The following is a 24,841-nucleotide window of genomic DNA, read 5'->3' on the forward strand; positions in this document are numbered from 1 at the left end:
GTTATTATAGAGATTATAGATGTTTTACACAAAGTTCGTAATGCGACTAATTCAAAAGTCATATTGGCTGGAAATCATTTTCCCACAATTTTCTCTATATCATTTCCTAATATTACTAAATTCCATTATTATAAATGGATACACCAGACGGAAGATGTCCCCTTAAATTTCTATTATTCAGATTTTGATATCCCTCAAGAAATACTCAATTTACAGAAAGAATTGAAATATAATTTTCAGGTAATAAGTAAACAAGAAATCATCATAGATAAAAACACCATATTATCAACTCTATTGGACATTAATTATTTTTATAAAAGAAACTTAATTAATGAATCTGAATTACGGGTTATACAAGAGGAATTGTATGAATGCATAGATCTATTAGAAAAAATGACACTGAAAGGGGTAAATCAAATGGGATCAGAAGTACTGGTATACTTTTCCTCTTTGAATATTGAATCTAATTCTTCTTATTTTGAGTACGATGGACAAACCTATACCCAGCTTTGGTCATACTTTTCGGATCCGATAAGTATTTCTAATACTCAAGCATCGTTGGTGCATAAAAAATGGCTGGACTCTCTAAAAAAATACTCTACACTTATCACCCGAAGTGGTGAAATACAACGGGCTAAATTTCTAAACTTACAACGAGAGCTGATTTCAAATATAACTAAAGATCTGATTTTATTATAAGCTTATAAATAAAAATAGTATTATGTAATCACTACATAATACTATCAAATATAGCTGTACCAGAGAGATGCTAAAGAAGTAACCCCTAAATAAAAAAACGACAACAATTTAGGATGAATTATAAACTACACCGGAACAGCTAAATATATTAGTGTTTAAGAAAAAATTTTATAATAAAGAAAACGATTCTCATCAATCAAGACATCTATTTACAAAAGAATACATTAAACACTAGATTAGATATACTATTTAGGTCTAAGACTAAATAAATATACCACATCAATAGACTCTCCGTAACGCTAAATACTCAAAAATGGTTACAAATAAATCTCTGATAGAATATATGTGAAAAAAGACAACAACAAGAGAAACTTTCACCCATTTTTAGTTATTAGTATTTTTTCTCACTTATTGGGCAAAATACTTTATTCTATATAAAATATATGGATGCATTTGCGAAGGTACCCCTTCGAATTTCAATCGAAGGGGTGAAAACAATCTACAATTTCCAAAATAGCATGCTTGTTGCATTTGAAGCAGGATTCACAGAAGGTGAGTATTGACTTCTTATATATTCTCCTGAACTAACACTGCTTTGTAGAAATCCCAACCGGATATCTACCTGATCCCCGGCATTACCCGAGCATCCTAAAATTACATTGGTTAGATTTGAACCATTCAAAGCTGTAGAGCCATCTGCAAAAGGAGATGCTATAAAAAAGATTTCACTTACATCATTTAATACATTATTAATCCAAATACCTACATAAACAACTACCTTTCCTGCATTGCTAGGAAGAATACTATTTTCTGAAGCATCACTAAAAGTTGTATATAACTTTACATTAAAGGCATAGGATCCGCTTTCAGGTAAAACTAGACTCTCGGCTGCACTTCCTCTAATTTTAGTGATGGCTCAAGATATATAACAATGATTACTTCTATAATAATTCTCGTACACTCACATACCTGCCTCTAACAATACCATCCGCATCCGTTAAGATTAAAGTCGGAGTCCCTATTATACCATAATTCCGAAAATTCACTCCGTCAAATCCCTGTAAGTCACAATATTTATCAGACCATGGCAAACTTTGGGCTGTACCTTCATAAGTATCCTTATCCACATCCGCAGATATACTTATAATACGGATCTTATTATCCTGAAGAAGAGAATACTTTCCTTTCAGCTCTTCCAGTTCCCGATGACAGTTCCCGCAACCGGTCTCATAAAAGACTATAAGGCTCTTCTTGGGTAAAATAAATAAACTGTCTGTTTTTATCTCTGGTGCCGGTTGACCATTTAAAGGCATAGTCAGGTACTCTGTTCCCATAGATACCAACAGGCTATCTTTTCCATATTTACTAAACATGCGGATCAGTGTTTGCGCCAGCTCCCGGCGAACATTAATATCCGAAGCCCTGTCAAGGAGCCTACGGCTTCCGGCTAAGAGCAAGCTGTCATTATCATGGCAACTCTGATACCAAGCTTGAATAGCCAGATTCCAGAAACCACTCGTATATAAGTCTTTCAAGTCCAAATCATTCGTCAGATACTCATTCTGTTCCTGCAGCAGAGTATCCTGTTGTAAGTCAAGGGCACTTCCCTGCCCCGTCAGGCTTATCAATAGTTCGCTCAGCCTGGCTGCATACAGGTCACTCCCTAAAATCTTTTTCCGAAAATTTCTATACTCCCTCAATAGGGAATCTTTCTCATTCAGAGTATATGCAGACGAATATCGTTTATTAATATCTCCGTAACTGCTAAAAACCTCCTGGATAAAAGAGTTTTCTTCCGATACGACAATGATAAGGTCATCCTTTGCGCTTGCGCCTGACGATTCACCGATTTTGATTTCATCTTCCCCGTGAAAAATCACATTACCTTTTTTGGCTGTGGTAGGCACCCAAAAAGTCCCAACATTCCTATAACCCGAATCCCGGGCCGGAAGAAAAAAAGAAGCATTGCCTTTGTCATCAAAACGCCCTGTGGCAATTGTATCTTGGGCAATTCCTCTATGCAATGACAAAAAGTATTGTAAATTTCGGCAGGAAGGCAAATCCAGGTCAACCTGTACAGTCTGGCTCGAAAGGAGGAAAAGAGGTAATAAAAACAGGAATAAAAGGGTTCTTTCTATTTTTTTCATATATAAAGCGGTTTATAATTACAAAGAACATAATATTTCAACACAAGACGATTTACAATTTATACCTAAAAGCTTATATAAAGACATACCGTATTTCAATAAGTACAACCAGCGATAATTTTGGCGATAAACGATAAAAAGTTTGGTAAAATAAAGAAAGCTATATCATATATATATCATAAAGATGATGCTTTTCAATACTGAATATACAAAAAAGACCTGCTCTTAATTTTTTGCAGGTCTTTCCTTCTCTATTCTACGTTATTATTAATTCTTGACACAACGCAAAGCGAACCCGCGACCACGGTAGAAGCTGCCGACTGGGTACACGTTACTACTGCTAAAGTTCAGGCCAGACGCATTGGTAGCGCTAGCGCTAATACTCCAGTAGAGGCCGTTGTTACCCTGATAGTATAGCGAACCAAGACCGTTGCTCCGGTAGCCGCAGGCAGGCAGAAAAAGTGTAGTAGTAAAACCGTCCGGTTTAATTTCATAACCCCGACCATTAGAACCATACCACTCCCAGGTATTAGCGACAGCTGTCTCCGGAGAGCCAGAGATAGTACCACCCTTGTAAATACTTCCCCATTCATCCTGAGAAGGTGTACGCCAACCGGTATTCGATCCGGAAATACCATTAGTTGCCGGATAATACGTCTCGTAAGTCAATCCGTCTTCTTTAATCTTAGCACAAGGATCATTAGCAGCAAAACGGCCCGTACGCCACAACTGATCGATCTGACTAGAAGGAAGGTTAAATGCCCAGTTATAATTCTGGTATTCGCTCGTAATAATAAATTGACCGTAATAATTATTAGCAGTAACACTTGAACGAGTGATCTGACGCCAGGGATAACGCTGAGATGCACCTATCAGGTTACCGTCCTCATAAACAGGAGGTGTGGTTGTGTTATAAGACACTTGGTTAGTACCCGCAACATTGGAGCCCGGGACAAAACCAGCCGAGACTCCGCGTTTCTCATGTCCGTCGCCAATTCGACCCCACTGATACAAATCACCGTAAACAGTTTCCTCCCCGGAAATATAGAAATGACGGCCGTCAGAACTGTTACCGGGTGAGAAACTCAGGCTATGGCTCTTCTGTCCGGAAATACTCTGCTCTGTTGCGCCTAAATTAAAGCACAGAAAACTGATCCATTCACCCTGAATGTTCTTGGCTCCGCAACCAACTGCTACTTCTGCAATATCCGACTCAATACGGGTACCCAGATTAGACGTAGCAACACAATAAAATTTATAAAATCCACAATTTGCGGCATTACGGGTAGTTCCTTTAAGAGTGCCTGTAGGAGTAAAACTCGTTGTAGTAGCCCCGCTACCCGTAACTGTACCGAGACTGCCGATAGGCTTACCAATACGAACATGGACATTATTTCCGATTACCTGATACCACTGGTAACTCCATATTCCGGGACCATGAACTTCGATATTCAAAGAGCTAGGAATCTCAGTTCCAAGTTCATAAAAAGAAAAAGACATAGGCTGCTTCTCAAAATAGGAAAATTGCTTCTCGGCATAATTACCTACATGCTGCCACATAACACCGTCAAAGTAATAATAATCTTCACTAATAACGTTTTGGGTCTTCGGGCTAGAGGTCATAACGTCTATGTCATAGACGTAAATCAAGGTACCCTCACGACCTAAGCCTAAAGCGTCGTCCAAGGCGCCAGGATAGAATGAATCACGGGAAATCAACTCCGATTTCTTTAATCGCGTTACGATCAAGCCTTCTCCGGTTACTGCACCCGACGAATAAGCTTCCATATGGAAAGTCACCCGGGGATCTTCGGTATTGACTCCGATTTGGGCATTACAATAGATGCCTAAGAAGAACATAAGAAGTATAAAACATTTTTTCATTTGTTATTTTATATTAGTTAGTAATTTTTATTGGTAAATGGGATACTGTCGGACATACCTTCGACAACAGCTTCGATTTATTAGGATAGCCAGAATAATAAAAGCAATAACAAGACAGTCCAAACAAATTGTTATGCTGCAAGTTATAAGAAAGCAGCAGCATGTAATCTCTACACACCGCTGCCGGACATAGTTGTGCCATGGATAAACGGAAATATCGTACTGATTTTGAACGACAACAAACAAATCAGAAATACGAAAACCTTTACCGGAACAACTATATGTATTGGGGAAATATGTAAAAGTTGAAAAGAATATGTATAAAAAACGCAATAACAAAAAAAGACGGAGTAATCCGCCTAAAATATCTTTATTAACAGCATGTTCGCTAGTTAGCCTCTCTCTCTCTCTCTCTCTCTCTCTCTCTCTCTCTCTCTCTCTCTAATATTTCAACGCACACAACCAAATCTAAATCGTTAAACTTTAGATTGTTATTAGTGGATATGTTTGTTAATTTTATGACCATTGTTTGAGTAAAGGGTTAGATTATAACAACAAAGATAAAGAAAATCTAAAACAGAAGCAATTATTACAATATTACTTTCTTATTAATTAATACGAAAATACAACTAATGGTGTTTATTCTTAAAAAAAAATAAAACAATATTTAAAAAATCGCGATATGAAAAATTGGGGTTCCATCCTGGCTATTATTTTCCTGATTATTGTAACTCAAGTACATCAACGAGTAAATATGTAGAATTGGTTCGAGTATATAACCTATATCAAATCTAAATCTTAAAATAGAAGAATTGGCAAAATAAGACTTATTGGCTGTAGCTGATGGTATTGAATGTTTAACACATAGATATTTTTTCAAAAAAAAGAACTACCCGATACGGATAGTTCCGACAAATACCAAACTAATTAATCTTATTTTGATACCTCGATGGATTTCTTTCTGAATTCCTTTAAAGCTTTCTCTATTTCCAGAGATACCTTTCTTGCACGCTGACCGGCTGCCTTATTACCACTTTCCATTTGGTTTGCTGCATCTTTTGCAAATGATTCAAAAGTTTCTTTCAGCTTTTCGACTAAATTCTTCATTGTTCTTATTCTATTTTAATTAGGAATTATAATATACTATAGACCTTAAATCCGCAATCATTAACGTCAAACTCACATTTGAGGATAAAAGTAAATAGAACTATTCCTTTTTCGAAGAGATCTTGATCAATATTCCGATATTTTAACAATTTCTCAATAAAAGGATCAATACTCAAGAAGAATAAATATAAATAAGAAAAGAGGATGCCCAGTATGAGGCATTGTATCTTATAAGACGAGAAGTATGCTCAGGAAACAGCCCTTGCTGTTTAATAATTAACAGTTCATTTCGTTGATCTAGTATAGACTGAGTATATTCATCCATCGTAGTTGGCAACCCAAACAATTCACTGGTCAATATACCTTCTATTCCAAGTCCTCTAGAATCAATATCAGGTTGCGTAATTTTAATTTTGCCGTCTTCTGTATTTCGAAAAAGTTGAACATCTTCTTTCTTTAAGTTTCCTATGATAAGAGTATCTGTGTATATTATTATGATTTGAGTCGTATCAGGCCTTTTTACTACATTTTCTAAAAAATCAAGATAACACCTTTCCTTAAAAAGAAGTGTGGTAGCTGTCTTTCTGTAATTTTTCAATCTCTGATTCACAGTATAAACATTTCCCAGCAAGTTTTATATATCCGATTATTCCATCGCTACGCCATTTTTGCAAAGTTCGGCGGGAGACAGACAATTTTGCAGAAAGAGCCACATCTGTAAGATATCATTCATCATAATGTGTAGCCTTTGCTTGACTCTTTATTTGTTCTATTTTCTTGAAGACCTTTTTAATTCTATTGTTTTCAGTCGTTATGGTACTTATTTCCATGTTTTTAGTTCTGTTGAGTTAGCTAATAGTTTTTCTATATTTTCCGATTTGTAATAACAAGTACGCGCAATCGGAAAATAAGGCGATTTTCTTTACATATCAGCATAGTGTATGTACATAACAAAATAGAACAAAAATTAATGGTACATTCTTGATATATTCGTTTTATATATATGTTAATGATGAGATTAATATTAGATTTTTTACAGATTAAATGAAGAAGTAAATCTTATTTTCTAGTATTTAGAAAAATATATTAGTCAATACATAATGGTATTATGCAAATATAAAGTTTTGAATTATGTCTGTAAATCAATTATATTTGCATTAATAAAAATATTGCTTTTAACTTTTATTCTTGTTTCCTAAAAATCGCCAATTTTTATATCAAATACGAGAATAATAGGTTAGATTTCGATGCGAAAACCCAGATGTAACCTACTGTATTTATGATATTTGCGACACCAACAAGACGAATTTAGTTATTGTTCACGCTTCACTATGTATACAGTTAAGCAACTTAACAAAAATTTATTATGGCTATACACTATTTTATTGTATCCTCAGAAACCGCTCAGCAAAAAGTTAGCACTGATTGTGAGAATTATGTAAATGGAATTTTCCAAGTTATTGCGTGGGCAATGAAGAACTTTCCAGAGTATATATGTATTTATCATACTGAGAATATTGAAGGAGAGTTCTTACCTATTTAAGTGTTTTTGTAATTACTTATAGAGTGCTTATGAAATACGTCCAAAATACAAAAACGGGCGTAAAACGAGCGTAAATAACAAAAATCTACATACAGCAATTCGCTGTTATTTTAATGTTCTCTAGAAATACAATATAAAAATTCACATTTTAACCCGTATGAATTTGACCGATGATACTAAGAAAAAGAGGGTATAGATGTATTCAAAAGTTATAGGCAGAAAGTTGCAAACAAATCATGAATCTTTTTTTAACCTAAAGTTGCCCTTAAAAAAAATACTCCATTGTAAATCGGCTATGAAATATAAACAAATTCAACGACACTTGTAATAAGGATGTGGATGTGATTCTTGGCTAAAAGGAATCATTATAAAAGCAAATTTTAGTATCATAATTAAATTCTCATAAAACTTTAAGTTCCAGAAATCTCTTTTAATTAAAAACATTAACAAAATGAACAACAATTTTTTTTTAGTTATACTCAGCTTTTTTCTGAGTATAACATATGTGCAAGCACAACTATCAAAAACGATTGATGTATCCGTACCCGGGACATTGGCTACTTCTTTGGGAGATGAGAAAACTAAAGTAGTTGAATTAATCCTTACTGGTACTATAAATGATGCCGACTTTGTAACGATCAAGCAAATGTCTTTACTTAAGGTTTTGAATATGTCATATGTTGATATTGTAAATGGAACGATACCATCAGGTACTTTTCAAAACAAAAGCTATAGCAAATTGCTTCTGCCCGAAAGTGTAACAAAGATAGGAAGCTCTGCTTTTAGCGGATTTACGATGTCTTCTACCCTTATTCTCCCATCTAGCGTACAAGTAATAGAAAATGCCGCCTTTGAAAATGTATCGTCCTTAATTGACATACATCTGGCTAAATCCAGTTTAACGACATTGGGAGGTAATGTTTTCAGTGGTAAAGGTACTCCGGTCTTGGATTTTTCAGAGTTTGATCTTTTGAAGAATTTTGGTACTCAATTAATCGTTCAAACCTGGTATGGAACTTTTAGTAAGTACACTGGACATGTAATTCTGCCTAACAACTTGGAAATCTTACCAAATTGCTCATTTCGATTCTATAATGGATCGGTAACTTTAAATGAAGGATTAAAAACTATTAAAGCAGAGGCTTTTCAGTATGCAAATATGTCTGCTACTTTAGTCTTGCCTTCTACGTTAGAGACAATAGAAAATGCCGCCTTTGAAAATGTATCGTCCTTAATTGACATACATCCGGCTAAATCCAGTTTAACGACATTGGGAGGTAATGTTTTCAGTGGTAAAGGCACTCCTGTCTTGGATTTTTCAGAGTTTGATCTTTTGAAGAATTTTGAAAGACAGCTGATAATTCAAACATGGTATGGAACTTTTAGTAAGTACACTGGGCATGTAATTCTGCCTAACAACTTGAAAATCTTACCAAATTGCTCATTTCGATTCTATAATGGATCGGTAACTTTAAATGAAGGATTAAAAACTATTAAAGCAGAGGCTTTTCAAGGTTCGAATATGTCTGCTACTTTAGTCTTGCCTTCTACGTTGGAGACAATAGAAAATGCCGCCTTTGAAAATGTATCGTCCTTAATCGACATACATCCGGCTAAATCCAGTTTAACGACATTGGGAGGTAATGTTTTCAGTGGTAAAGGCACTCCTATCTTGGATTTTTCAGAGTTTGATCTTTTGAAGAATTTTGAAAGACAGCTGATAATTCAAACATGGTATGGAACTTTTAGTAAGTACACTGGGCATGTAATTCTGCCTAACAACTTGAAAATCTTACCAAATTGCTCATTTCGATTCTATAATGGATCGGTAACTTTAAATGAAGGATTAAAAACTATTAAAGCAGAGGCTTTTCAAGGTTCGAATATCCTCAATAAAACTATAATATTACCGATATCTTTGGTGTTAATAGAGACTAATGCTTTCCAAAATTGTACAACTTTAGAGCAAATTACTTCATTAAATCCTCTCCCTCCAGCATTAGGTTCAAACGTATTCAGCGGAGTTAATAAAACGACCTGTAAATTACTTGTTGCAGAAGGAAGTGTTGCTTTATATAAAGCAGCAGCTCAATGGCAAGATTTTCTTATTGAGGAAGCTCCTAGACCAGTTCAAAAAGTGAGTTTATATTATACAGAAGACTCAGGACAAACGATCAAAGGTGAATATGAAGCAGTTCGCGTAGGAGAATATTATTGGATGAATAGTGCATTCAGAAATGAGGTTATGACAAGTCAAACTGATATTGCCAGCTTAGGGTCTGAAGAACAAGCCTATATCAATTATTCCTGGTTGCCTAACTATTCCATAAAAAGATCCCAGATTGATTTATGGCATTGGAGAGCATGGATGTTTGAGAACTCAGATAATGTAGCCGAGCGATTATCTTATTTTGAAGAACTGAAAGGCACCTCTGATCAAGAGAAGCTGGCTAATATAGAGAAATATTATGGGACTTATCATTCTCGCGTACATTTGGATTGGCTATGGCTAAATGCTATACGTTTGGAGAAGAATAGCCGGGTGCGTTTATTAGAAGGTGATACTAAAATATATAATATCTGGACAGAACCTTCGGTTCAGGCTACAATGCAGCTGTTTGCGATGTGTGGTAATGCCACCAGGGATGAAATCAAAATTTATTTGTCAGATCAATATAACGAAACAGATAATAATAACCCAGTTGTTATTAAAAATAGATCATATATGACCTGGTTTGATAAAACGATTCATAATGATATAGCTCACCTGGCAAATGGTTATAAATCTCAATATATCAATAGATACGGTTTTAATTTATTACCAACAGGAGATAGATTAAATAATCCGGCTGTTATTCAACTCAAGGATCATAAGACAGGGATGAATGTACAATATAATGGAGTTATAGGAGATTTTGAGGGATTAAATCAAAAGGCTGTATTACCTATGGGAATAAGTTATGCAGTGTTGCATGATTATCCCGAGATAGTCTATACTAAGCTCTATCATTGGGCTCCAATTCGTTTTTGCAGACCACTTACTGACGAAGAACTAGGGTATAAACTATATATCAACGTATCAGGGTACCCCGATCTGGAAAACTATAATTTTTTGAGTACGCTTTATCAAAACCATCAAAATGGAGTATTCGAAGTTAAGATCGAGAAAAAAGCATTGGGAGAGTCTCCAAGTCATGGTTTTTATGAGTTGCCTAAAGGATATTTAAGAGGTTTTTATGTTCAATACAAGCTTGAGTATCCCGATGATTCGAAAACAATGACGGATTTATTAAGAATTGCTCAGCAAAATCCATTTATTTTTTGGGATAAGCCAGCTACGGATGGATTGGATATGCCGGATTACTTGCCCTCCACTCGCTCTTCTTTATCTTTAGAATCGGAGTCAACAAATGTAACTATCTATCCTAACCCTGTGACAGATATATTATATTTTGACTCATCAGACTCTATTTCCGAAGTTCAAATTTACAATACTAGTGGAATGCGTGTATTAAATCAAGCGAATGTGAGTTCATCAATTGATATGACACATCTGACTAGGGGAACTTATATCTTGAAATTTAAAGTAGGAGACAAGTCGTATACACAAAAGATTATCAAAAAATAAAAAGAACAGTTTATTCTCAAATAAAAAAGCGACTAATTAATTAGTCGCTTTTTTAGGTTTATAAAAGAAGTCGTATAGTCGGTAAAGCTAATAGCTCTTTATCTCCGGAGCTGTCTCCATTAGCATATAGTATGTATTCGGACTTATTGGGGAATACTGTTAACAAATGATTTACTTTTTCTTGCCCGTAGCGGTTGGGAGAGCTGAAATAACCGGTAATGAGATTATTTTTAATTGATATTTCAGTAGCTAAAACGGTTTCTATACCTATCTTAGATGCCCAAGGTTCTATCCAGTTGGATATGGATGCATTCACTATGACAATGGTATGTTCTAATCTTGATGCCATTTTATCTTGTCATAACAACAGCTTTAGTAATATAATCTATCTATTGAGCATAGCTTTGGCATATGCTTATTAAACTCTTCAATATTTTTATCTTTAACGAAATATGAAAAGAGTTTTTGTTTTGCAATGTTATTTTTAGTGAAACCTAATTTACAAGACAGTAGTATGGGGGATAGAACAATAAGTCCTTTTATAAGCTTGCTTGTGCCAATATAAAATCGGATGAAATCAAATGCTGCTATATTTTTTTTTATGGAATGACATTTTTTATACCTGTTTGAATATGGATATTAACACAAATAGTATAACCTAGCTTGTAAATACCTAACTAGTCCGAGTATGACAAATAGAGAGGTAATATACATATTCTTTATTCCGAACGATAACTTCCGGAGAAATTGTATACATGATATAACTGAATATGATAATAGCTACAATAGTTATAATTATAGTATTCAGTAATTCCAAGTTGTAGCCAGTAATACTTTTTCGAAGTTCTTTTCCTGTTTCAGTGAAGATAACAATATCGTTTCATCTTTTACCTACTACTAATAATAGAGCTAGGAGGAAAGTCAGAATAATAATCCAATATGATAATTTGACTCCTGTAACAATGCTTCCAATAGAAACCCGTATAACGAAGCCTGTTGCAACGATGGTAATATCAATAATTGACAATTGTTTCAGTTTAAAACAATAGCAAATGTTAAGCTGAAAATAGAAACCAAGTAGGATAGTTACTGCAAAATTTTTTAAAATAAATAGGTAAATAGCAAAGCCTAGAATAATCAGAAATGCACATATAATAAAAGCATTCTGTATACTGACAGTTTTTGACGCAAGTGGTCGGTTTTCTTGGTTGGATGTTGCCGGTCAACATCGATATCTATCCAGTCATTGATTATGTATATCGAGCTGGCAATGCATGAAAATCCTATAAAGGCAAGAAAAGTATAGGCTAAATCCCCTAAGTTAGAAGCTGAATGAAAAGATTTTGATCCATTGATGAGCCCGTAAAAGCTTTAGATAAGTATAAATAGTAGCCATCAGTCTAGGTTTAAGATACTGGAAATAATTTCATGGCAAGTTCAATAAAGTTAGCCATCTGATAAGTATTATTTACTAATATTAATAATAATATCATAACTAAAAAGATAAAAGAATAGTATGTTTCTTGCTTAATGATTTATACAACCAACCTATAAATATGGGAACAATAAAAACCCAGTGTCCTCCGTAGATCATTTCATCATTAATGCCATATTTCATAAAAACATGAATAAATATATCTACTATAAAAAATAAAATAGGGATGTATATAAGTTTATTTTTAAAATTTCGAACTACTCCAAAGAGGGGCAGAAAAAAGACTGTTGTAATAATCGAATATTGCCACCAATAATGGTTAAACCTGCGTTAATAGCTTCAAAGGTTATATTATGAAGGAAATATGTAATAAGAGATGGCAATAAAATAGGAGTCCTCAAAAGCATATCTATTACTTTATATATGCTCTCTTCTTTTACAATAAAAAGATCTAGACGACCTTGTATTGCTGAAAATATATGAAAAATAAATTCTAGTATAATCAGAAGCACTCCAAATATTCCTCCAATAATTAGGATTCGCTTTAAAATAGTTTTTTTATGTTTATCTATAAATAAGATCGGAATTATTCCTTTTGCGAAATTTGTAATAGTTATTCCGCCAACAGTAATTGTTAGAAATGATATGTTATTATTTATACAGAATAATAAAGAATAAATGTAAGAGCATATATCGAAAATGTGAAAGATTCAATAGTAAAACTTAAATAGAGAATAGAGAATAGAGAATAAAATAATATGATTAGATAGAGTATGTATCCATTTAGTCCTACAACCTTATTCAGATATCTGAACACAAATATATTAGAGAAACTAATACAAAAAGCAGCAACAAGTACCATTAACGTTGCTTTTGCTTTAACAGTTGCAAATATAGTTAAGAACAATACCTATATAGATGATCGGATATGTAAATAAATTGAGTAGTGGATGGTCCTTCAACATTTTGAATCACGTGATGAAATATATAGGCAAAATCAAAAGAGAAATAGGCATCAGCTTTTCCTTCAATTTGATCTGTAATATTGGTTTGGGTGGCAAAGAAGGTAGCGATAATTCCATAAAGAAGAAAAAGAATCGTCTCATATCTATCTATTGGTAATAGAATCCTAAACATTTCTTTTAATTGTTTAATATCCTTTTTCCAGCTCCAGTTTTTTTTTATATTTGCATATTGTAATTCGTTTATATTTTTCTGTTCGTGGAATATCTGTAAATCTATTCTAAGAAAAATGATTTAGTTTTCGCTCAAGCTTCTCACCTCACTCTCAAGCTATATTATAAAAAAACAAAGTCTTGAATTTATTGTCAAGTATGTTGTTATATCCGCATAAATGCCATTTTTCAATAAATGATATAATTTACAAAATTAAACATTTAATCCGTTTTTTGAGCTAATTCATTCATATTTTGTTTTTTTATAAGAATCGACATATATAGATTGATCGCAATATCAAAATATATTTTATGTAACTTTTTAGACGTTCTATATTCATTTTTCAGCTTGGTTAAAGGAAACCTGTTGTTGTTTTGGATAATGACTGATAGTATTAAGGTTTGTATTTATGTGTGTTTATTTGTCGAATATTTCCTTGTAGCAGACTGGATACATCCTCCATGAAGATCATGTTTCCTGAAAATCTGTTTATTTGTTCATCAATGATATCGATTCTGAGCCATACAGAGAGGACTTAAATAATTTCTTTTTTTGGTTTGATAGAGAGCTGTGTAATTCTTTCTCTATTTACAGACCCGATTCGAACAGAGATACTGTTGATTTGCCACCCGAAGAAGTTGCCAATATGATTAAGCATATTCGACAGGAACAGATAGGTCTACCGACGAAAAACTTGAGTAAAATAGCCGGACTAAACTTTGGCTTCACCAGAACCGGAACTAATGTCGAAGCTGCCATGCATAGAGGTATAAAAACGGCTCAAAGTAAAGAGTATATAAAGGTGGAGAATGAAAAGGCGATCGTAGTTTAGGATGCCCCTTTGTTAGTTTAATAAAAAGGAGATTTGTTACTCTAAGTAACCTTAATAGAAGAAACACTACTAGTAAATTATTTGTTATTTGACATCTTGACCTTGTCAGTTTAAATTTGATAAAGCCAAAAGGTACTCACTTGAATGGTAAAATTAAAAGGGGACAACAATCTGAAAAAAACGAATTTCAACCATTTTTTGATTTAAACATAAGTATTTATTCGAGAATAATATGATTTATCACTTCCTTGATAAATCATATTATCCTCATAGTCAAAATTTCATCATCTTCTTAGATATTTTACGCCCCCTATTCCTCAATCTTCATTTCTCATCTGGATTTAGTAATATGGCGAAGTAATTCCGTGTTAGGCAATAAAGCATCCATATTTCTCTTTTATCACCAAGAATTTAGGATAATACTTCTGTCCTCTTATCTTGGTAATACAAAACAAGCATTTTCCGACCTGCAAAGGACGTACCACTCTTTTCTAAAAGGGTATTTTACATTGAGAACCCAACTCCTTATTATATGATGAGATGACAGAAAAGACCGCAGATTATATAACAGACATGATCAAAAAGAAGCCTAAATAGCATACTTGAAATACTTTCAAGAATAGCCAAGACAAACCACTGTGTAAACGCCATTTTGACCAATTAGGAGGAATGTGAAAATTCCTCCTCTCTATCTCCAATATCGACCTTAAAACGTATCAATTCTGTAGTACGATCATTCATTATGATAAAGTTGAATAACTTTTTCTTCGAAAGAAATAATATATGATTATCAATGTATTATTTCTTTATGGTACAAATATAATACAAAAAAATATACATAACATCGGTAACATTATCGCTTTGTCTTCGGTTCTTTGTGGGTAGTTATTGTAGTTATCTGGGGACAATTTGTCCCTATGTAGTCGCTAAGTAGTGTATCCATTATACTTGTTCAGAACAATTTTTCATTCATTTTCTTCGTAGTAATATGAGTAATCAATTCCTTTCATGAACATTTCGCGGCTGTTGATTTCGTCTGTAAGGGTATTATTTAGCAGACTCTTTAGCTTTGTACTGCTTGTAGAGCTTTCTATCATTGCGTTCATATAATCGTTTTTATTGATTTTACTCCAGTCCGCACATTTTTGTTAATCGCTTTTTTAGTGTCAAGTCCAACCATATTCGTGTATTTCTTCCATTGCCTTCCATAAACGGATGGACAATGTTCATTTCAATATATTTATCAACTATAACGATTTCGTTTTTAAAGTTCCATCTTCCTCTACAATCAATTATAATTTGAAAACGATAGCTAAATATTGCAATATTTATACAACTTGTTAGCTTCCATTGTTTACATCATACATTTGCCACTTATTTACTTAATAAAGACATACCAATTGAGACCATTTCAGGTACTTTAGGTCACTCTAATTTCAAACAAACAAACATAAAGAAAGAAGGTTATAGAGGACATGACGCAGCTCCTTTAACCCTAGTTATCCACACTTCTGTTCTCAAAGATTCTACCATCCAGATTAATAGAATCAGATTTTATATAAAAAGCACCTCTACTTCTGTAAAAGAAGAAGGATGCTCTTCTATATGTAAATAAGTCAAAACAAAAATATAAAAAGTTGTTGTAGAAATATAAATAAAAGCCTATAACCTCCACAGGCTATAGGCTTTCGCTCTATTTATCTTTTTTAAGTTAGTAGTAAAAGGTGTTGTATAAAAATAACGTATAAAAGGTCTAATTGTTTTATGGGTATAAAGAATAATAGATTAAAACTAAAAGGAATGGAAAAGCCTCCGGTGGAAGGCTTTGGTTATTTTCTTAATAACTTATGTAGATAACCATGTGTTTAGGGTGAATCGTGCTAGATAATAATTAATTATTTAGCAAATAAATGGTGCCGCTCTATATTTAATCTGATTTTAAAATTTACTTTTATCATCAACTTTATAACGCAATAAATTCAAAACACTGTAACCGTACAAAAGCATCATTACAATTATGAAACCAGTATGGAGTTATAAGCTATAACAGAACATTATAGCTTCTTGAAAAAACAAACCCAGTAGTAGGATACAGGGTTTTGCTTTATGTCCTACCGTAAAACTTAAAAGGGGACTGATCCTCAATAGAAAGGAGGTGTTTTGAATGAGCGATTATAAAGTTGAAAATGGTGTAACTATGAAGCTTATTTTTTATAGATGCATTCGCAGGAATGGTAAAGCCATTTATCCTAAAAATGGAAAGTTTCTCAGATTTTGGGTGCCCGTAGATAACGCAGCCTAATTATATATAACAATTGCAGTTGACAATAGTTTACACTTTAAACACCAACTTTCCTATAAACTTAAATGTCTTAGATCTGTATCTTATTAAAAAGTATAGAGCGAATAAAATTAAACCAATCCTACAGATATACTTTTGAGTACTATCTAACCAAGAATCAGGTCTATCTAGATAAATAGTTTCTCCTTTGACCTCGTAAGGTTGAATTATAGGAACTACGATTGCCGTGCTAGTCTTCTTCATAGGTACTTTAGTCAAAACAGTAGATCTTTAACATTTAAGCCATAAAACAATGATTTTCTATCCCAGAATGCAAATGAAACAATGTATTTATTTTCTAATCGACTTGTGTCTGTTGATGTAGTAATTACATTTTGTTTCTCAGAGACCAATTATATCTCTATTATAGTAGTAGTCTTCCCTATAGGTACATACCGCATTTTAGTTTTACAACTAGCTATAGTTGTAAAAAATGTTAAAACAATAAATAATAAGTACTTTTTTTTCATGTGTTTATTTTAGAAATTTATACTTTTGGAACCGAATAGAGTTCTGCTTTCGGACCTGGTATTAACAATTATATAAAGTCAACATACTTGGTTTAATACCGGTCCGGAAGTTTTCACAATGATAATTTAAGCATGTTTTTTCATATATATTTTTAGTTACTACATTTCAAAAGAGACATTTCGAATGTGTTTTCGATGTTAAAATTGAGTTTGTTAAAGACTGTCGCGATGACAGTCTTTTTCATGGATTCACCCCTTTTGCGTATAAAACTTGCTTCCTGTAATTTGCACTATTATAAGAAAGATGCAAAAACGTAGGATAAAGAATAACTTGATCGAAAACTAATCCTTATTTTAAAAGCTCAGTTAATAGCTTTCTAGGTTCTAAGACTCTTATGACGGCGAACGGTTCTTAACAGATGCAGAAGTATCTGAAAGGCAGCTGCCGGACATTCTAAGAGTACTGAACAAATAGTAAAATCCTGTATATTCAACTTGGTGGCAAAATATTGTACAGGGAAAGTAATATTCAGAAGTTGCTGGATGAGTACTATCGTAGCACATTTGAGTAGCCACCCGAACGCCCCTTCACTCTGATTATTTTTTTCTTTTTAAATCTGTAAACACTCCTCTAATGGTGGAGAATAAATAAGACAACCCTTTTTGAGGAGAGTACGCTCGCCCGAGAGGAAAAGAGGAAGATTGTCCGAAAAACCGCTTGCGGCTTGGGGTTGGCCTTTTATTCCCTCCATTGAAATTTGTGTCTGAATGAAAAATAAAAGGATTATAATATAATACAAAAGAAACAGGCTTCGAGAAATATCCAAAGCCTGTTTCATATCAGTTAACGATTTGGTAATGGAAATACTGCGTAATTTCGCTTAGATTTGAATTTTAAGCTGGTGGCAAATCATTTGATTCCAATACTTCAGATTAGAAACGTTATTATCTTATTTTTATAGAAGAAACTGAATTGCGGGTTATACAAAAGGAATAATATGGATACATAGATCTATTAGAAAGAATGATCCTGAAAGGAGTAAATCAAATGAGCTCAGAAGTACTAGTATACCTTTCCTCTTTGAATATTGAGTCTAACTCTTCTTATTTTGAATATGATAAACAAACCTATACCCAGCTTTGGTCATACTTTTCGGATCCGATAAGTATTTCTAATACTCAAGCATCGTTGGTGCATAAAAAATGGCTGGACTCTCTAAAAAAATACTCTACACTTATCACCCGAAGTGGTGAAATACAACGTGCTAAATTTTTAAACTTTACTACGAGAATTTATTTCAAATATAACCAAAGATCTAATTTTATTATAAGCTAATAAATAAAGATAGTATTATGTAATCACTACATAATACTATCAAATTAGGATAAATTGTAAATTATTCCGAAACAGCTAAATATAGCCATGTTTAAGAAAAAAATTATAATAAAAAAACGATTCTCTTAGATATTTTAGTCCGTCGACATAAATTAATGTGTATCTGAAAGATAGCAAAATGTATTCTATGTTACTTTCTTCTAATTTATAGAACTGGATCCACATCCATCTTGATATTTGGCGATAAACATAGAATTATTTAACAGTCTTCAGCATCTTCAATTATTTCTGACATGGTCAATGAATATTCCGAGTCGATTATCTGGCAATTACTATCTAATAAAAAGAGCTTATCAGGCTCAGTACTGATATATCCATAATAAATTTGATAAGTTTCGGGCATATCCCAGTTAAGGATATAAACCATCCCATCCGGATTAGTGCCTAATCCTTTTTCAACATTAAAATCTCCTCTTTGGACAAACTTATTTTCAAGTTCCTTTCCGAGGTAACTACTTGTTAACTCAAAGAGTTTAGCATGCTCATAAATTTTCAGTATCGTCTCTATTCCACGACAGTTGGTACAAGGTAAAATACCCTTATATACAGTTGGAGGATATCTTCCAACATCTTCTAAAATATCATTTATTGCATTTTTTTTTGCAATGCCAACTAGAGCAGGCTGAGTGACCTCTTCACTCTTTTTTGAATTGCAGGCTGCTAATAAACAAATAGTAGCCAGAATGAATAACAATTTTTCCATTTTATCTTTGTTAGTTATCAAGCTAAATACAGATATATTACAATATTTAGCTTTTTACTCCCTGTGAGGGTATAATATACTCCAAATAAATAATAAAAGAAAACGATTTTCATCAATAATATATTGTAAAAGAACACATTAAACACTAGATTAGATATACTATTTAAGTCTAAAACAAAATAAATATATCACATTAACAGACCTTCTGTAAGGTCAAATACTCAAAAACAGTTACAAACACATCTTACATGGAGCATACATGAAAAAGAACAACAATAAGAAAAACTTTTACCCATTTTTAGTTATTCGCATTTTTTCTAAAAAAGAATAATTCGACAAATACCAACTCGCTAAAAAGAAGATAGTATTGTTTTTATATCTAGTTTTAGAATTACCTTTCACTTATTGGGCAAAATACTTTATTCTATATAAAGCATATGGATGTGTATTTGCGAAGGAAACCCCTTCGATTGAAATTCAAAGGGGTGAAAACAATCTACAATTTCCAAAATAGCATGCTTGTTGCATTTGAAGTTGGATTCACCGAAGATTGGTATTGACTTCTTATATATTCTCCAGAACTAACACTGCTTTGTAGAAATCCCAGCCGGATATCTATCTGATCCCCGGCATTACCTGAACATCCTAAAATTACATTAGTTAGATTTGAACCATTCAAACCTGTAGAGCCATTTGCCAGAGGAGATACCTGATAAAATATCTCACTAACATCATTTAATACATTATTGATCCAAATACCCACATAAACAACCACCTTTCCTGCATTGCTAGGAACAATACTATTTCCTGCAGCATTACAATAAGTTGTATATAACTTTACATTAAAAGCATAAGAGCCGCTCTCAGGTAAAACTAGACTCTCGGCTGCACCTCCTCTTGTTGAAGTGAAAGACATAGATACCATACTGGATTGATCACCTCCAGAAGCAAGTCCTCCTATCACACTCGAACTTGCATAATAAAGAGAAATATGTTTAGGAGGAATCTCATCCACCAGCCTCCGCCAAGCATTATTTCGCCAAACATAAACTCCCGGATATAGTTGATTCGGTGCATCCTGAACCGTATTATAGACAAGTGTACCATCGACAGCTCCAGCCACTGGTGATTTTTGTAATAGATTCGTTAAGGAAACCCTGTTCAATAACAACCCTTTATCGGTATCTGACAATTCCAATTGTATAGAAGGATTCATTGCATCCGTAGCGCTTCCTCCCATCTTACTCTTTCCTGAAATAAACATATCTCCCCGGATGTCTAAATCGAACAGTGGATTTATTGTATTAATACCAACCTGACTATAACCTTCTATAAAAAAAAGAAAGCCAACAATACTTAATAATAATTTATTTGTATTTAATTTCATTTTATCTCATTTTTATTAAAAAAGCAATTTGCTTAAAATTCTACGATCACATTTTCTATTTTTATAATTTCCAGAAGAGCATAGTTGTTGCATTTGAAGCAGGATTCACCGAACTTGAGTATTGACTTCTTATATATTCTCCTGAACTAACACTTGTTTGTAGATATCCCAACCGGATATCTATCTGATCCCCGGCATTACCCGAACATCCTAAAATTACATTGGTTAGATTTGAACTATTCAAAGCTGTAGAGCCATTTGCCAGAGGAGATACCTGATAAAATATTTCACTTATATCATTTAATACATTATTAATCCAAATACCTACATAAACAACTACCTTTCCTGCATTGCTGGGAATAATAGGATTTCCTGCAGCATTACAAATATTTGTATATAACTTTACATTAAAGGCATAAGAGCCGCTCTCAGGTAAAACTAGACTCTCGGCTGCACCTCCTCTTGTTGAAGTGAAAGACATAGATACCATATTGGATTGATTATTTCCACCAGCAGGTCCTGCTACCACATGAGAATTTGCATAATAAAGAGAAATTCCTTGTGTAGGCAGAAATCCCCAAAGCTCCTTCCATCGATCATCTTTCCAAAAATAAACACCTTCATCGAATTGATTAGATGCACCTCCTCCATTGTTATATACAAGTGTACCGGTGACAGCTCCAGCCACAGGCGATTTTTGTGTAAGATCTGTTAAAGGAACTCGATTCAAGAGCAACCCCTTATCGGCATCCGAAAGCTCTAATTGTATGGAAGGATTCATTACCGTAGCACCTCCAATTTTACTTTTGCCTGAAGCAAATACATCTCCCCGTACATCTAAATCAAACCGGGGATCTTCGGTATTTATACCAATCTGAGACCAGAGACTTAAGCTCAGAGAGTACAAAATCAATAAAAAAGTTTTTCTCATTTGTTATTTTATATTAGTTAGTAAATTTTTATTGGTAAATGGGATACTGTCGGACATACCTTCGACAACAGCTTCGATTTATTAGGATAGCCAGAATAATAAAAGCAATAACAAGACAGTCCAAACAAACTGTTATGTAGCAAGTTATAAAAAAGCAGTAGCATGTAATCTCTACACACTGCTGCCGGACATAGTTGTGCCATAAGTAAAAGGAAATATCGTACTGATTTTGAACGACAACAAAAAAACAAATCAGCTACACGAAAACCTTTACCGGAACAACTATCGATATATATATTGGGGAAATATGTAAAAGGGGAAAAGAATACGTATAAAAAACGCAATAACAAAAAAAGACGGAGTAATCCGCCTAAAATATTTTTATTACCAGCATGTTCGCTAGTTAGTCTCTCTCTCTCTCTCTCTCTCTCTCTCTCTCTCTCTCTCTCTCTCTCTCTCTCTCTCTAACATTTCAACGCACATAGCCAAATCTAAATCGTTAAACTTTAGATTGTTATTGGTGGGTATGTTTGTTAATTTTATTCTCATTTTTTGAGTAAAGAGGTGATTTGTAGATGCAAATATAAAAATTTATATTAAATAATTTAGCTCCTACTCTTATAATATATATCTTTTTTTTTATAGATATATTATTGCATACCTTTGAATATTTAAGCCTTTTTTCTCCTTTGTATATATTTTAAGGCATAAATGATATGCTAAGTTTATGTCCAAGAGCCTATGCCTTAGAGTTAGGACTCTGGCGCTGATTGTATTTTGTTGTCCGGAATATTGGAATACATAAAATCAGTCAACTGAATAATAGCTATCCGGGAACCCGATCTGCTCTCATACAGGTCCCAGAAATCTTCCTCTGACAATCCTTCATTACATGCAATTTGAGCTATAGGAATCTCAACTTTCCCTACCAGCATTGTTTTGGCTCCAGCTATAGGTAAGATGCCCCATTCTACACGGAAATCCTTCACCCGCATAATCTCAATATAACTCTTTCCTACAGAATAACAGATAATCAAATGAACCCGGTAAAAGCGAGTTTTTTTTATGATAGATTCCCAAAAAGAGGCTTCCAAGTCCAAAATATGAACCTTATCTCCCTGTCGATCAATATCCTGAAGTTTGGAACCATAATACGTAGGATAACCTCCACGAGGATGTGTCTCTGGAAACAATACTAGAAGTTCCACATAGTACTTCTTTACGGGTAACAAACGACTTAGTAATTTTAAGAGATTCATATTTAAAAGGATTCGGTTACATTATTGAGAATACTGTCTGTAAGAAAACGAATCCGCCTAATACTCTGGGGATTATTCATATTGAGTATTTCTTCTGACAAAAGGGGTATTTTGAGAATTGTACCTGTTCGTATATCTAACGGATTAGCTATTACATCTTTATCTTCCAGATAAAGGTAGGGCAAAAATATATCGTCTTCGTGGGAAGTGGTTGAAATTCGGTTTATGTTCACATTATTTTTTAGTAAAATTACGGATAAATAGCTTAACAAATCTTCATTGTTTAAACTCGATAATCGATCGATTCCTCCATTACCAGAGATGCTTCGGAAAAGGAGCAAAGTAAATTTCTCTCTTCGTTTGTTTCTTTTATAAAAGAAAGACACTAAAATAATTACGACCATAAATAGTAGTATTGGTCTTAAAAATATTTTTCTTCTTAGCATCTTTTCTTTATGAAGTATTATGAGGTAATATCGAATTTATATTTAATCATCCAAAAGCCCGATTTCTGATAAGCGGGCATAACGTCCCCGAATAAAGCCGGCTGAATCGATTTCATAAAAGGTAGGAGTACCTATTACTCCATAATTTTCGAAGTCAATACCCTTCAATCCTTTCATATCACAATATTTATCTGCCCATGGAAAGCTAGCAGAGGTATTTTTAAATAGTTGATCGTCTTCGTCGCTTGATACAGATACTACCTGATAACCTTTTTCTATTAAACGTGGATAATTGATTTTCAATGACTGTATCTCATCTTCACAGGGACCACAACCGGACTGATAAAAAACCAGCAAGGTTTTACCTACGGGTAGTTTGCCTTGACTCAGGGCGGGGGCTTTACTGCCTGCTCTCAGTTTATGGAGGCTGAACAATATTTTGAGCTTACCTGTGGGCGCTACTATGCGGGAGTCTTCTTCTAAAAAACGGGTCAGTTCTTCTTCCTGGTTGTTCCATCCCATACTTTCGCAAATATCAAACAGGTTTTCGGATAACCGGATATATATTTCATCATGAGGTGTACGTTTTAGAATCTGCGACATATCGCTTATAAAAAACGAATGAAAGGGGGTATCTTCTCCATACAGAGCCAACATTCCATTGAGGATATCGAACCAAAGTCCCGAGTGGTAAAGGCTTTCCACATCCAGGCTATCTCTAATATAGGGTCGCAAAGCCGACATATGAAGCGAATCGGCAATGGGTAGCTGATTTACTTCTTGAGTCAGGAAATTATATAGCTTAATAAATTTTGCCGCATACAGGGGACTTTGGTTTAGCATCTTTTCGAAATCTGCTTGTTCTACGGATAGCTGATTGTATTCTCTCTGTAAAACTACCAAAAAGGTATCCGATGGATTGTATGCTTTCTCAACCTCTGTCAACAAATCCAATTTTTGACGACGGACCAATTGGCTCATAAACCAATTTTGAAGGCTGGTATTTTCTAAACTGTTTGAGAATTCGATATTATTTCCTCCGGGATATTCTTCCCGGCTGCGTAGTACCGGATTTTCCCCATGGATTATAAAATCCAGACGGGCGCCTTTATCGCCCACTTGGACTGTGGCCATACCAACGTATGCCTGGTACTTTTTTGACAATTGTACCGTAGCTTTACCCGTATCGTCCAAGATTCCGCTATAAAGTGTATCCGCAGAGGTTGCCTGAGGAACGGTTATAACCACTGATTGATTCGCATAAGAGGAGAAATCCAGATACAGAGTCTGGCAATGGGTAATATGGCTATACATACATAGCAGAATTATCGCAAAAAAACGAACCCGAGTTATCTTTTTTCTTGTTTTCATTTCATGAATTTATTTTAACTTATATAATCCGATAAAATAATGCGCCATGACGTAACATGGCGCATTGTAGTTATAGTATATAGTTG

General features: G+C 33.9%; 20 protein-coding genes and 3 pseudogenes. 5 read left to right on the top strand and 18 right to left on the bottom strand.

The annotated features are described in order from the left end of the window. Positions 1-699, top strand: a 699-nt coding sequence (locus IR022_RS08350; protein WP_194203376.1) for a hypothetical protein, incomplete at its 5' end; no start/stop codon positions are given. Positions 700-1,198: 499 nt separating this feature from the next. Here the strand turns inward: IR022_RS08350 and IR022_RS08355 are convergent. The 6 genes from IR022_RS08355 to IR022_RS20345 all read right to left on the bottom strand — a co-directional run bounded on the left by IR022_RS08355 (position 1,199) and on the right by IR022_RS20345 (position 6,550). Continuing rightward, positions 1,199-1,381 (bottom strand): hypothetical protein, encoded by a 183-nt coding sequence (locus IR022_RS08355; RefSeq protein ID WP_194203377.1) that lies wholly within the window; start codon positions 1,379-1,381, stop codon positions 1,199-1,201. A 259-nt stretch (positions 1,382-1,640) separates the two neighbouring features. Next, complete coding sequence (locus IR022_RS08360; protein ID WP_194203378.1) at positions 1,641-2,846, bottom strand: TlpA family protein disulfide reductase; 1,206 nt, start codon at positions 2,844-2,846, stop codon at positions 1,641-1,643. A 267-nt stretch (positions 2,847-3,113) separates the two neighbouring features. Continuing rightward, complete coding sequence (locus tag IR022_RS08365) at positions 3,114-4,730, bottom strand: hypothetical protein (RefSeq protein WP_194203379.1); 1,617 nt, start codon at positions 4,728-4,730, stop codon at positions 3,114-3,116. 933 nt (positions 4,731-5,663) lie between these two features. After that, on the bottom strand, positions 5,664-5,837 hold the full coding sequence (locus IR022_RS08370) for a histone H1 (RefSeq protein ID WP_194203380.1): 174 nt from the start codon (positions 5,835-5,837) through the stop codon (positions 5,664-5,666). A gap of 172 nt (positions 5,838-6,009) precedes the next feature. Beyond that, positions 6,010-6,447, bottom strand: coding sequence for a hypothetical protein (locus IR022_RS08375; RefSeq protein ID WP_194203381.1), 438 nt, complete (start codon positions 6,445-6,447; stop codon positions 6,010-6,012). After that, entirely contained in the window at positions 6,395-6,550 is a 156-nt protein-coding gene (locus IR022_RS20345) for a helix-turn-helix domain-containing protein (RefSeq protein ID WP_410492808.1), read from the bottom strand. Before IR022_RS20345 ends, IR022_RS08375 begins: the two co-directional genes overlap by 53 nt. 653 nt (positions 6,551-7,203) lie before the next feature. Between IR022_RS20345 and IR022_RS08380 the strand changes: the two genes are divergently transcribed. After that, the gene (locus IR022_RS08380; protein ID WP_194203382.1) at positions 7,204-7,380 is read left to right on the top strand and encodes a hypothetical protein; all 177 of its coding nucleotides are present in this window, start codon (positions 7,204-7,206) and stop codon (positions 7,378-7,380) included. Positions 7,381-7,831: 451 nt separating this feature from the next. Beyond that, positions 7,832-11,008 carry a leucine-rich repeat domain-containing protein gene (locus tag IR022_RS08385; RefSeq protein WP_194203383.1) on the top strand — a complete coding sequence of 1,059 codons (3,177 nt, stop codon included), beginning with the start codon at positions 7,832-7,834 and terminating at the stop codon, positions 11,006-11,008. A 58-nt stretch (positions 11,009-11,066) separates the two neighbouring features. Here the strand turns inward: IR022_RS08385 and IR022_RS08390 are convergent, their stop codons facing one another. From IR022_RS08390 to IR022_RS08400, 5 genes and pseudogenes are all read right to left on the bottom strand, one after another. After that, positions 11,067-11,357: an HAD-IB family phosphatase gene (locus IR022_RS08390; protein WP_194203384.1), complete on the bottom strand. Its 291-nt coding sequence runs from the start codon at positions 11,355-11,357 to the stop codon at positions 11,067-11,069. Positions 11,358-11,888: 531 nt separating this feature from the next. Then, positions 11,889-12,209 (bottom strand): annotated as a pseudogene (locus IR022_RS20350) (UbiA family prenyltransferase); the annotation flags it as partial. Between the two features lie 294 nt (positions 12,210-12,503). Further along, a pseudogene (locus IR022_RS20355) lies at positions 12,504-12,749 on the bottom strand (DUF6080 domain-containing protein); the annotation flags it as partial. A 349-nt stretch (positions 12,750-13,098) separates the two neighbouring features. Further along, positions 13,099-13,350, bottom strand: a complete 252-nt coding sequence (locus tag IR022_RS20360; protein ID WP_410492809.1) for a DUF6080 domain-containing protein — start codon at positions 13,348-13,350, stop codon at positions 13,099-13,101. Continuing rightward, the gene (locus IR022_RS08400; protein WP_194203385.1) at positions 13,341-13,580 is read right to left on the bottom strand and encodes a hypothetical protein; all 240 of its coding nucleotides are present in this window, start codon (positions 13,578-13,580) and stop codon (positions 13,341-13,343) included. The genes IR022_RS20360 and IR022_RS08400 overlap by 10 nt, the downstream gene beginning before the upstream one ends. Positions 13,581-14,112: 532 nt before the next feature. On the opposite strand from IR022_RS08400, the gene IR022_RS08405 reads away from it, so the two are divergent. Beyond that, positions 14,113-14,451, top strand: coding sequence for a hypothetical protein (locus IR022_RS08405; protein ID WP_194203386.1), 339 nt, complete (start codon positions 14,113-14,115; stop codon positions 14,449-14,451). A 965-nt stretch (positions 14,452-15,416) separates the two neighbouring features. Here IR022_RS08405 and IR022_RS19970 read toward each other — a convergent pair. Further along, positions 15,417-15,702: pseudogene (locus IR022_RS19970) on the bottom strand (cell filamentation protein Fic); the annotation flags it as partial. A gap of 2,608 nt (positions 15,703-18,310) precedes the next feature. On the opposite strand from IR022_RS19970, the gene IR022_RS08420 reads away from it, so the two are divergent. Continuing rightward, on the top strand, positions 18,311-18,598 hold the full coding sequence (locus IR022_RS08420) for a hypothetical protein (protein ID WP_194203387.1): 288 nt from the start codon (positions 18,311-18,313) through the stop codon (positions 18,596-18,598). Between the two features lie 259 nt (positions 18,599-18,857). Here the strand turns inward: IR022_RS08420 and IR022_RS08425 are convergent, their stop codons facing one another. From IR022_RS08425 to IR022_RS08450, 6 genes are all read right to left on the bottom strand, one after another. Beyond that, positions 18,858-19,361, bottom strand: a complete 504-nt coding sequence (locus IR022_RS08425; protein ID WP_194203388.1) for a copper resistance protein NlpE N-terminal domain-containing protein — start codon at positions 19,359-19,361, stop codon at positions 18,858-18,860. A gap of 496 nt (positions 19,362-19,857) precedes the next feature. Then, on the bottom strand, positions 19,858-20,748 hold the full coding sequence (locus tag IR022_RS08430) for a hypothetical protein (protein WP_194203389.1): 891 nt from the start codon (positions 20,746-20,748) through the stop codon (positions 19,858-19,860). A 61-nt stretch (positions 20,749-20,809) separates the two neighbouring features. Beyond that, positions 20,810-21,679 (bottom strand): hypothetical protein, encoded by an 870-nt coding sequence (locus IR022_RS08435; RefSeq protein ID WP_194203390.1) that lies wholly within the window; start codon positions 21,677-21,679, stop codon positions 20,810-20,812. A gap of 752 nt (positions 21,680-22,431) precedes the next feature. Then, positions 22,432-22,938 carry a hypothetical protein gene (locus tag IR022_RS08440; RefSeq protein ID WP_194203391.1) on the bottom strand — a complete coding sequence of 169 codons (507 nt, stop codon included), beginning with the start codon at positions 22,936-22,938 and terminating at the stop codon, positions 22,432-22,434. A gap of 2 nt (positions 22,939-22,940) precedes the next feature. Next, the gene (locus IR022_RS08445; RefSeq protein WP_194203392.1) at positions 22,941-23,342 is read right to left on the bottom strand and encodes a hypothetical protein; all 402 of its coding nucleotides are present in this window, start codon (positions 23,340-23,342) and stop codon (positions 22,941-22,943) included. A gap of 84 nt (positions 23,343-23,426) precedes the next feature. Then, positions 23,427-24,755, bottom strand: a complete 1,329-nt coding sequence (locus tag IR022_RS08450) for a peroxiredoxin family protein (protein ID WP_194203393.1) — start codon at positions 24,753-24,755, stop codon at positions 23,427-23,429. Between the last annotated feature and the right edge of the window lie 86 nt (positions 24,756-24,841).

The sequence above is a fragment of the Dysgonomonas sp. GY617 genome, assembly GCF_015233815.1.
GTDB lineage: Bacteria > Bacteroidota > Bacteroidia > Bacteroidales > Dysgonomonadaceae > Dysgonomonas_A.

Bases quoted from the DNA above. Each gene is read 5' to 3' on its own strand.
- IR022_RS08360 (WP_194203378.1), bottom strand. From the start codon at position 2,846: ATGAAAAAAATAGAAAGAACCCTTTTATTCCTGTTTTTATTACCTCTT.
- IR022_RS08450 (WP_194203393.1), bottom strand. From the start codon at position 24,755: ATGAAAACAAGAAAAAAGATAACTCGGGTTCGTTTTTTTGCGATAATT.
- IR022_RS08420 (WP_194203387.1), top strand. From the start codon at position 18,311: ATGAGCTCAGAAGTACTAGTATACCTTTCCTCTTTGAATATTGAGTCT.
- IR022_RS08430 (WP_194203389.1), bottom strand. From the start codon at position 20,748: ATGAAATTAAATACAAATAAATTATTATTAAGTATTGTTGGCTTTCTT.
- IR022_RS08400 (WP_194203385.1), bottom strand. From the start codon at position 13,580: ATGTTTAGGATTCTATTACCAATAGATAGATATGAGACGATTCTTTTT.
- IR022_RS08425 (WP_194203388.1), bottom strand. From the start codon at position 19,361: ATGGAAAAATTGTTATTCATTCTGGCTACTATTTGTTTATTAGCAGCC.
- IR022_RS08435 (WP_194203390.1), bottom strand. From the start codon at position 21,679: ATGAGAAAAACTTTTTTATTGATTTTGTACTCTCTGAGCTTAAGTCTC.
- IR022_RS08385 (WP_194203383.1), top strand. From the start codon at position 7,832: ATGAACAACAATTTTTTTTTAGTTATACTCAGCTTTTTTCTGAGTATA.
- IR022_RS08390 (WP_194203384.1), bottom strand. From the start codon at position 11,357: ATGGCATCAAGATTAGAACATACCATTGTCATAGTGAATGCATCCATA.
- IR022_RS08445 (WP_194203392.1), bottom strand. From the start codon at position 23,342: ATGGTCGTAATTATTTTAGTGTCTTTCTTTTATAAAAGAAACAAACGA.
- IR022_RS08440 (WP_194203391.1), bottom strand. From the start codon at position 22,938: ATGAATCTCTTAAAATTACTAAGTCGTTTGTTACCCGTAAAGAAGTAC.
- IR022_RS08370 (WP_194203380.1), bottom strand. From the start codon at position 5,837: ATGAAGAATTTAGTCGAAAAGCTGAAAGAAACTTTTGAATCATTTGCA.
- IR022_RS08365 (WP_194203379.1), bottom strand. From the start codon at position 4,730: ATGAAAAAATGTTTTATACTTCTTATGTTCTTCTTAGGCATCTATTGT.
- IR022_RS08380 (WP_194203382.1), top strand. From the start codon at position 7,204: ATGGCTATACACTATTTTATTGTATCCTCAGAAACCGCTCAGCAAAAA.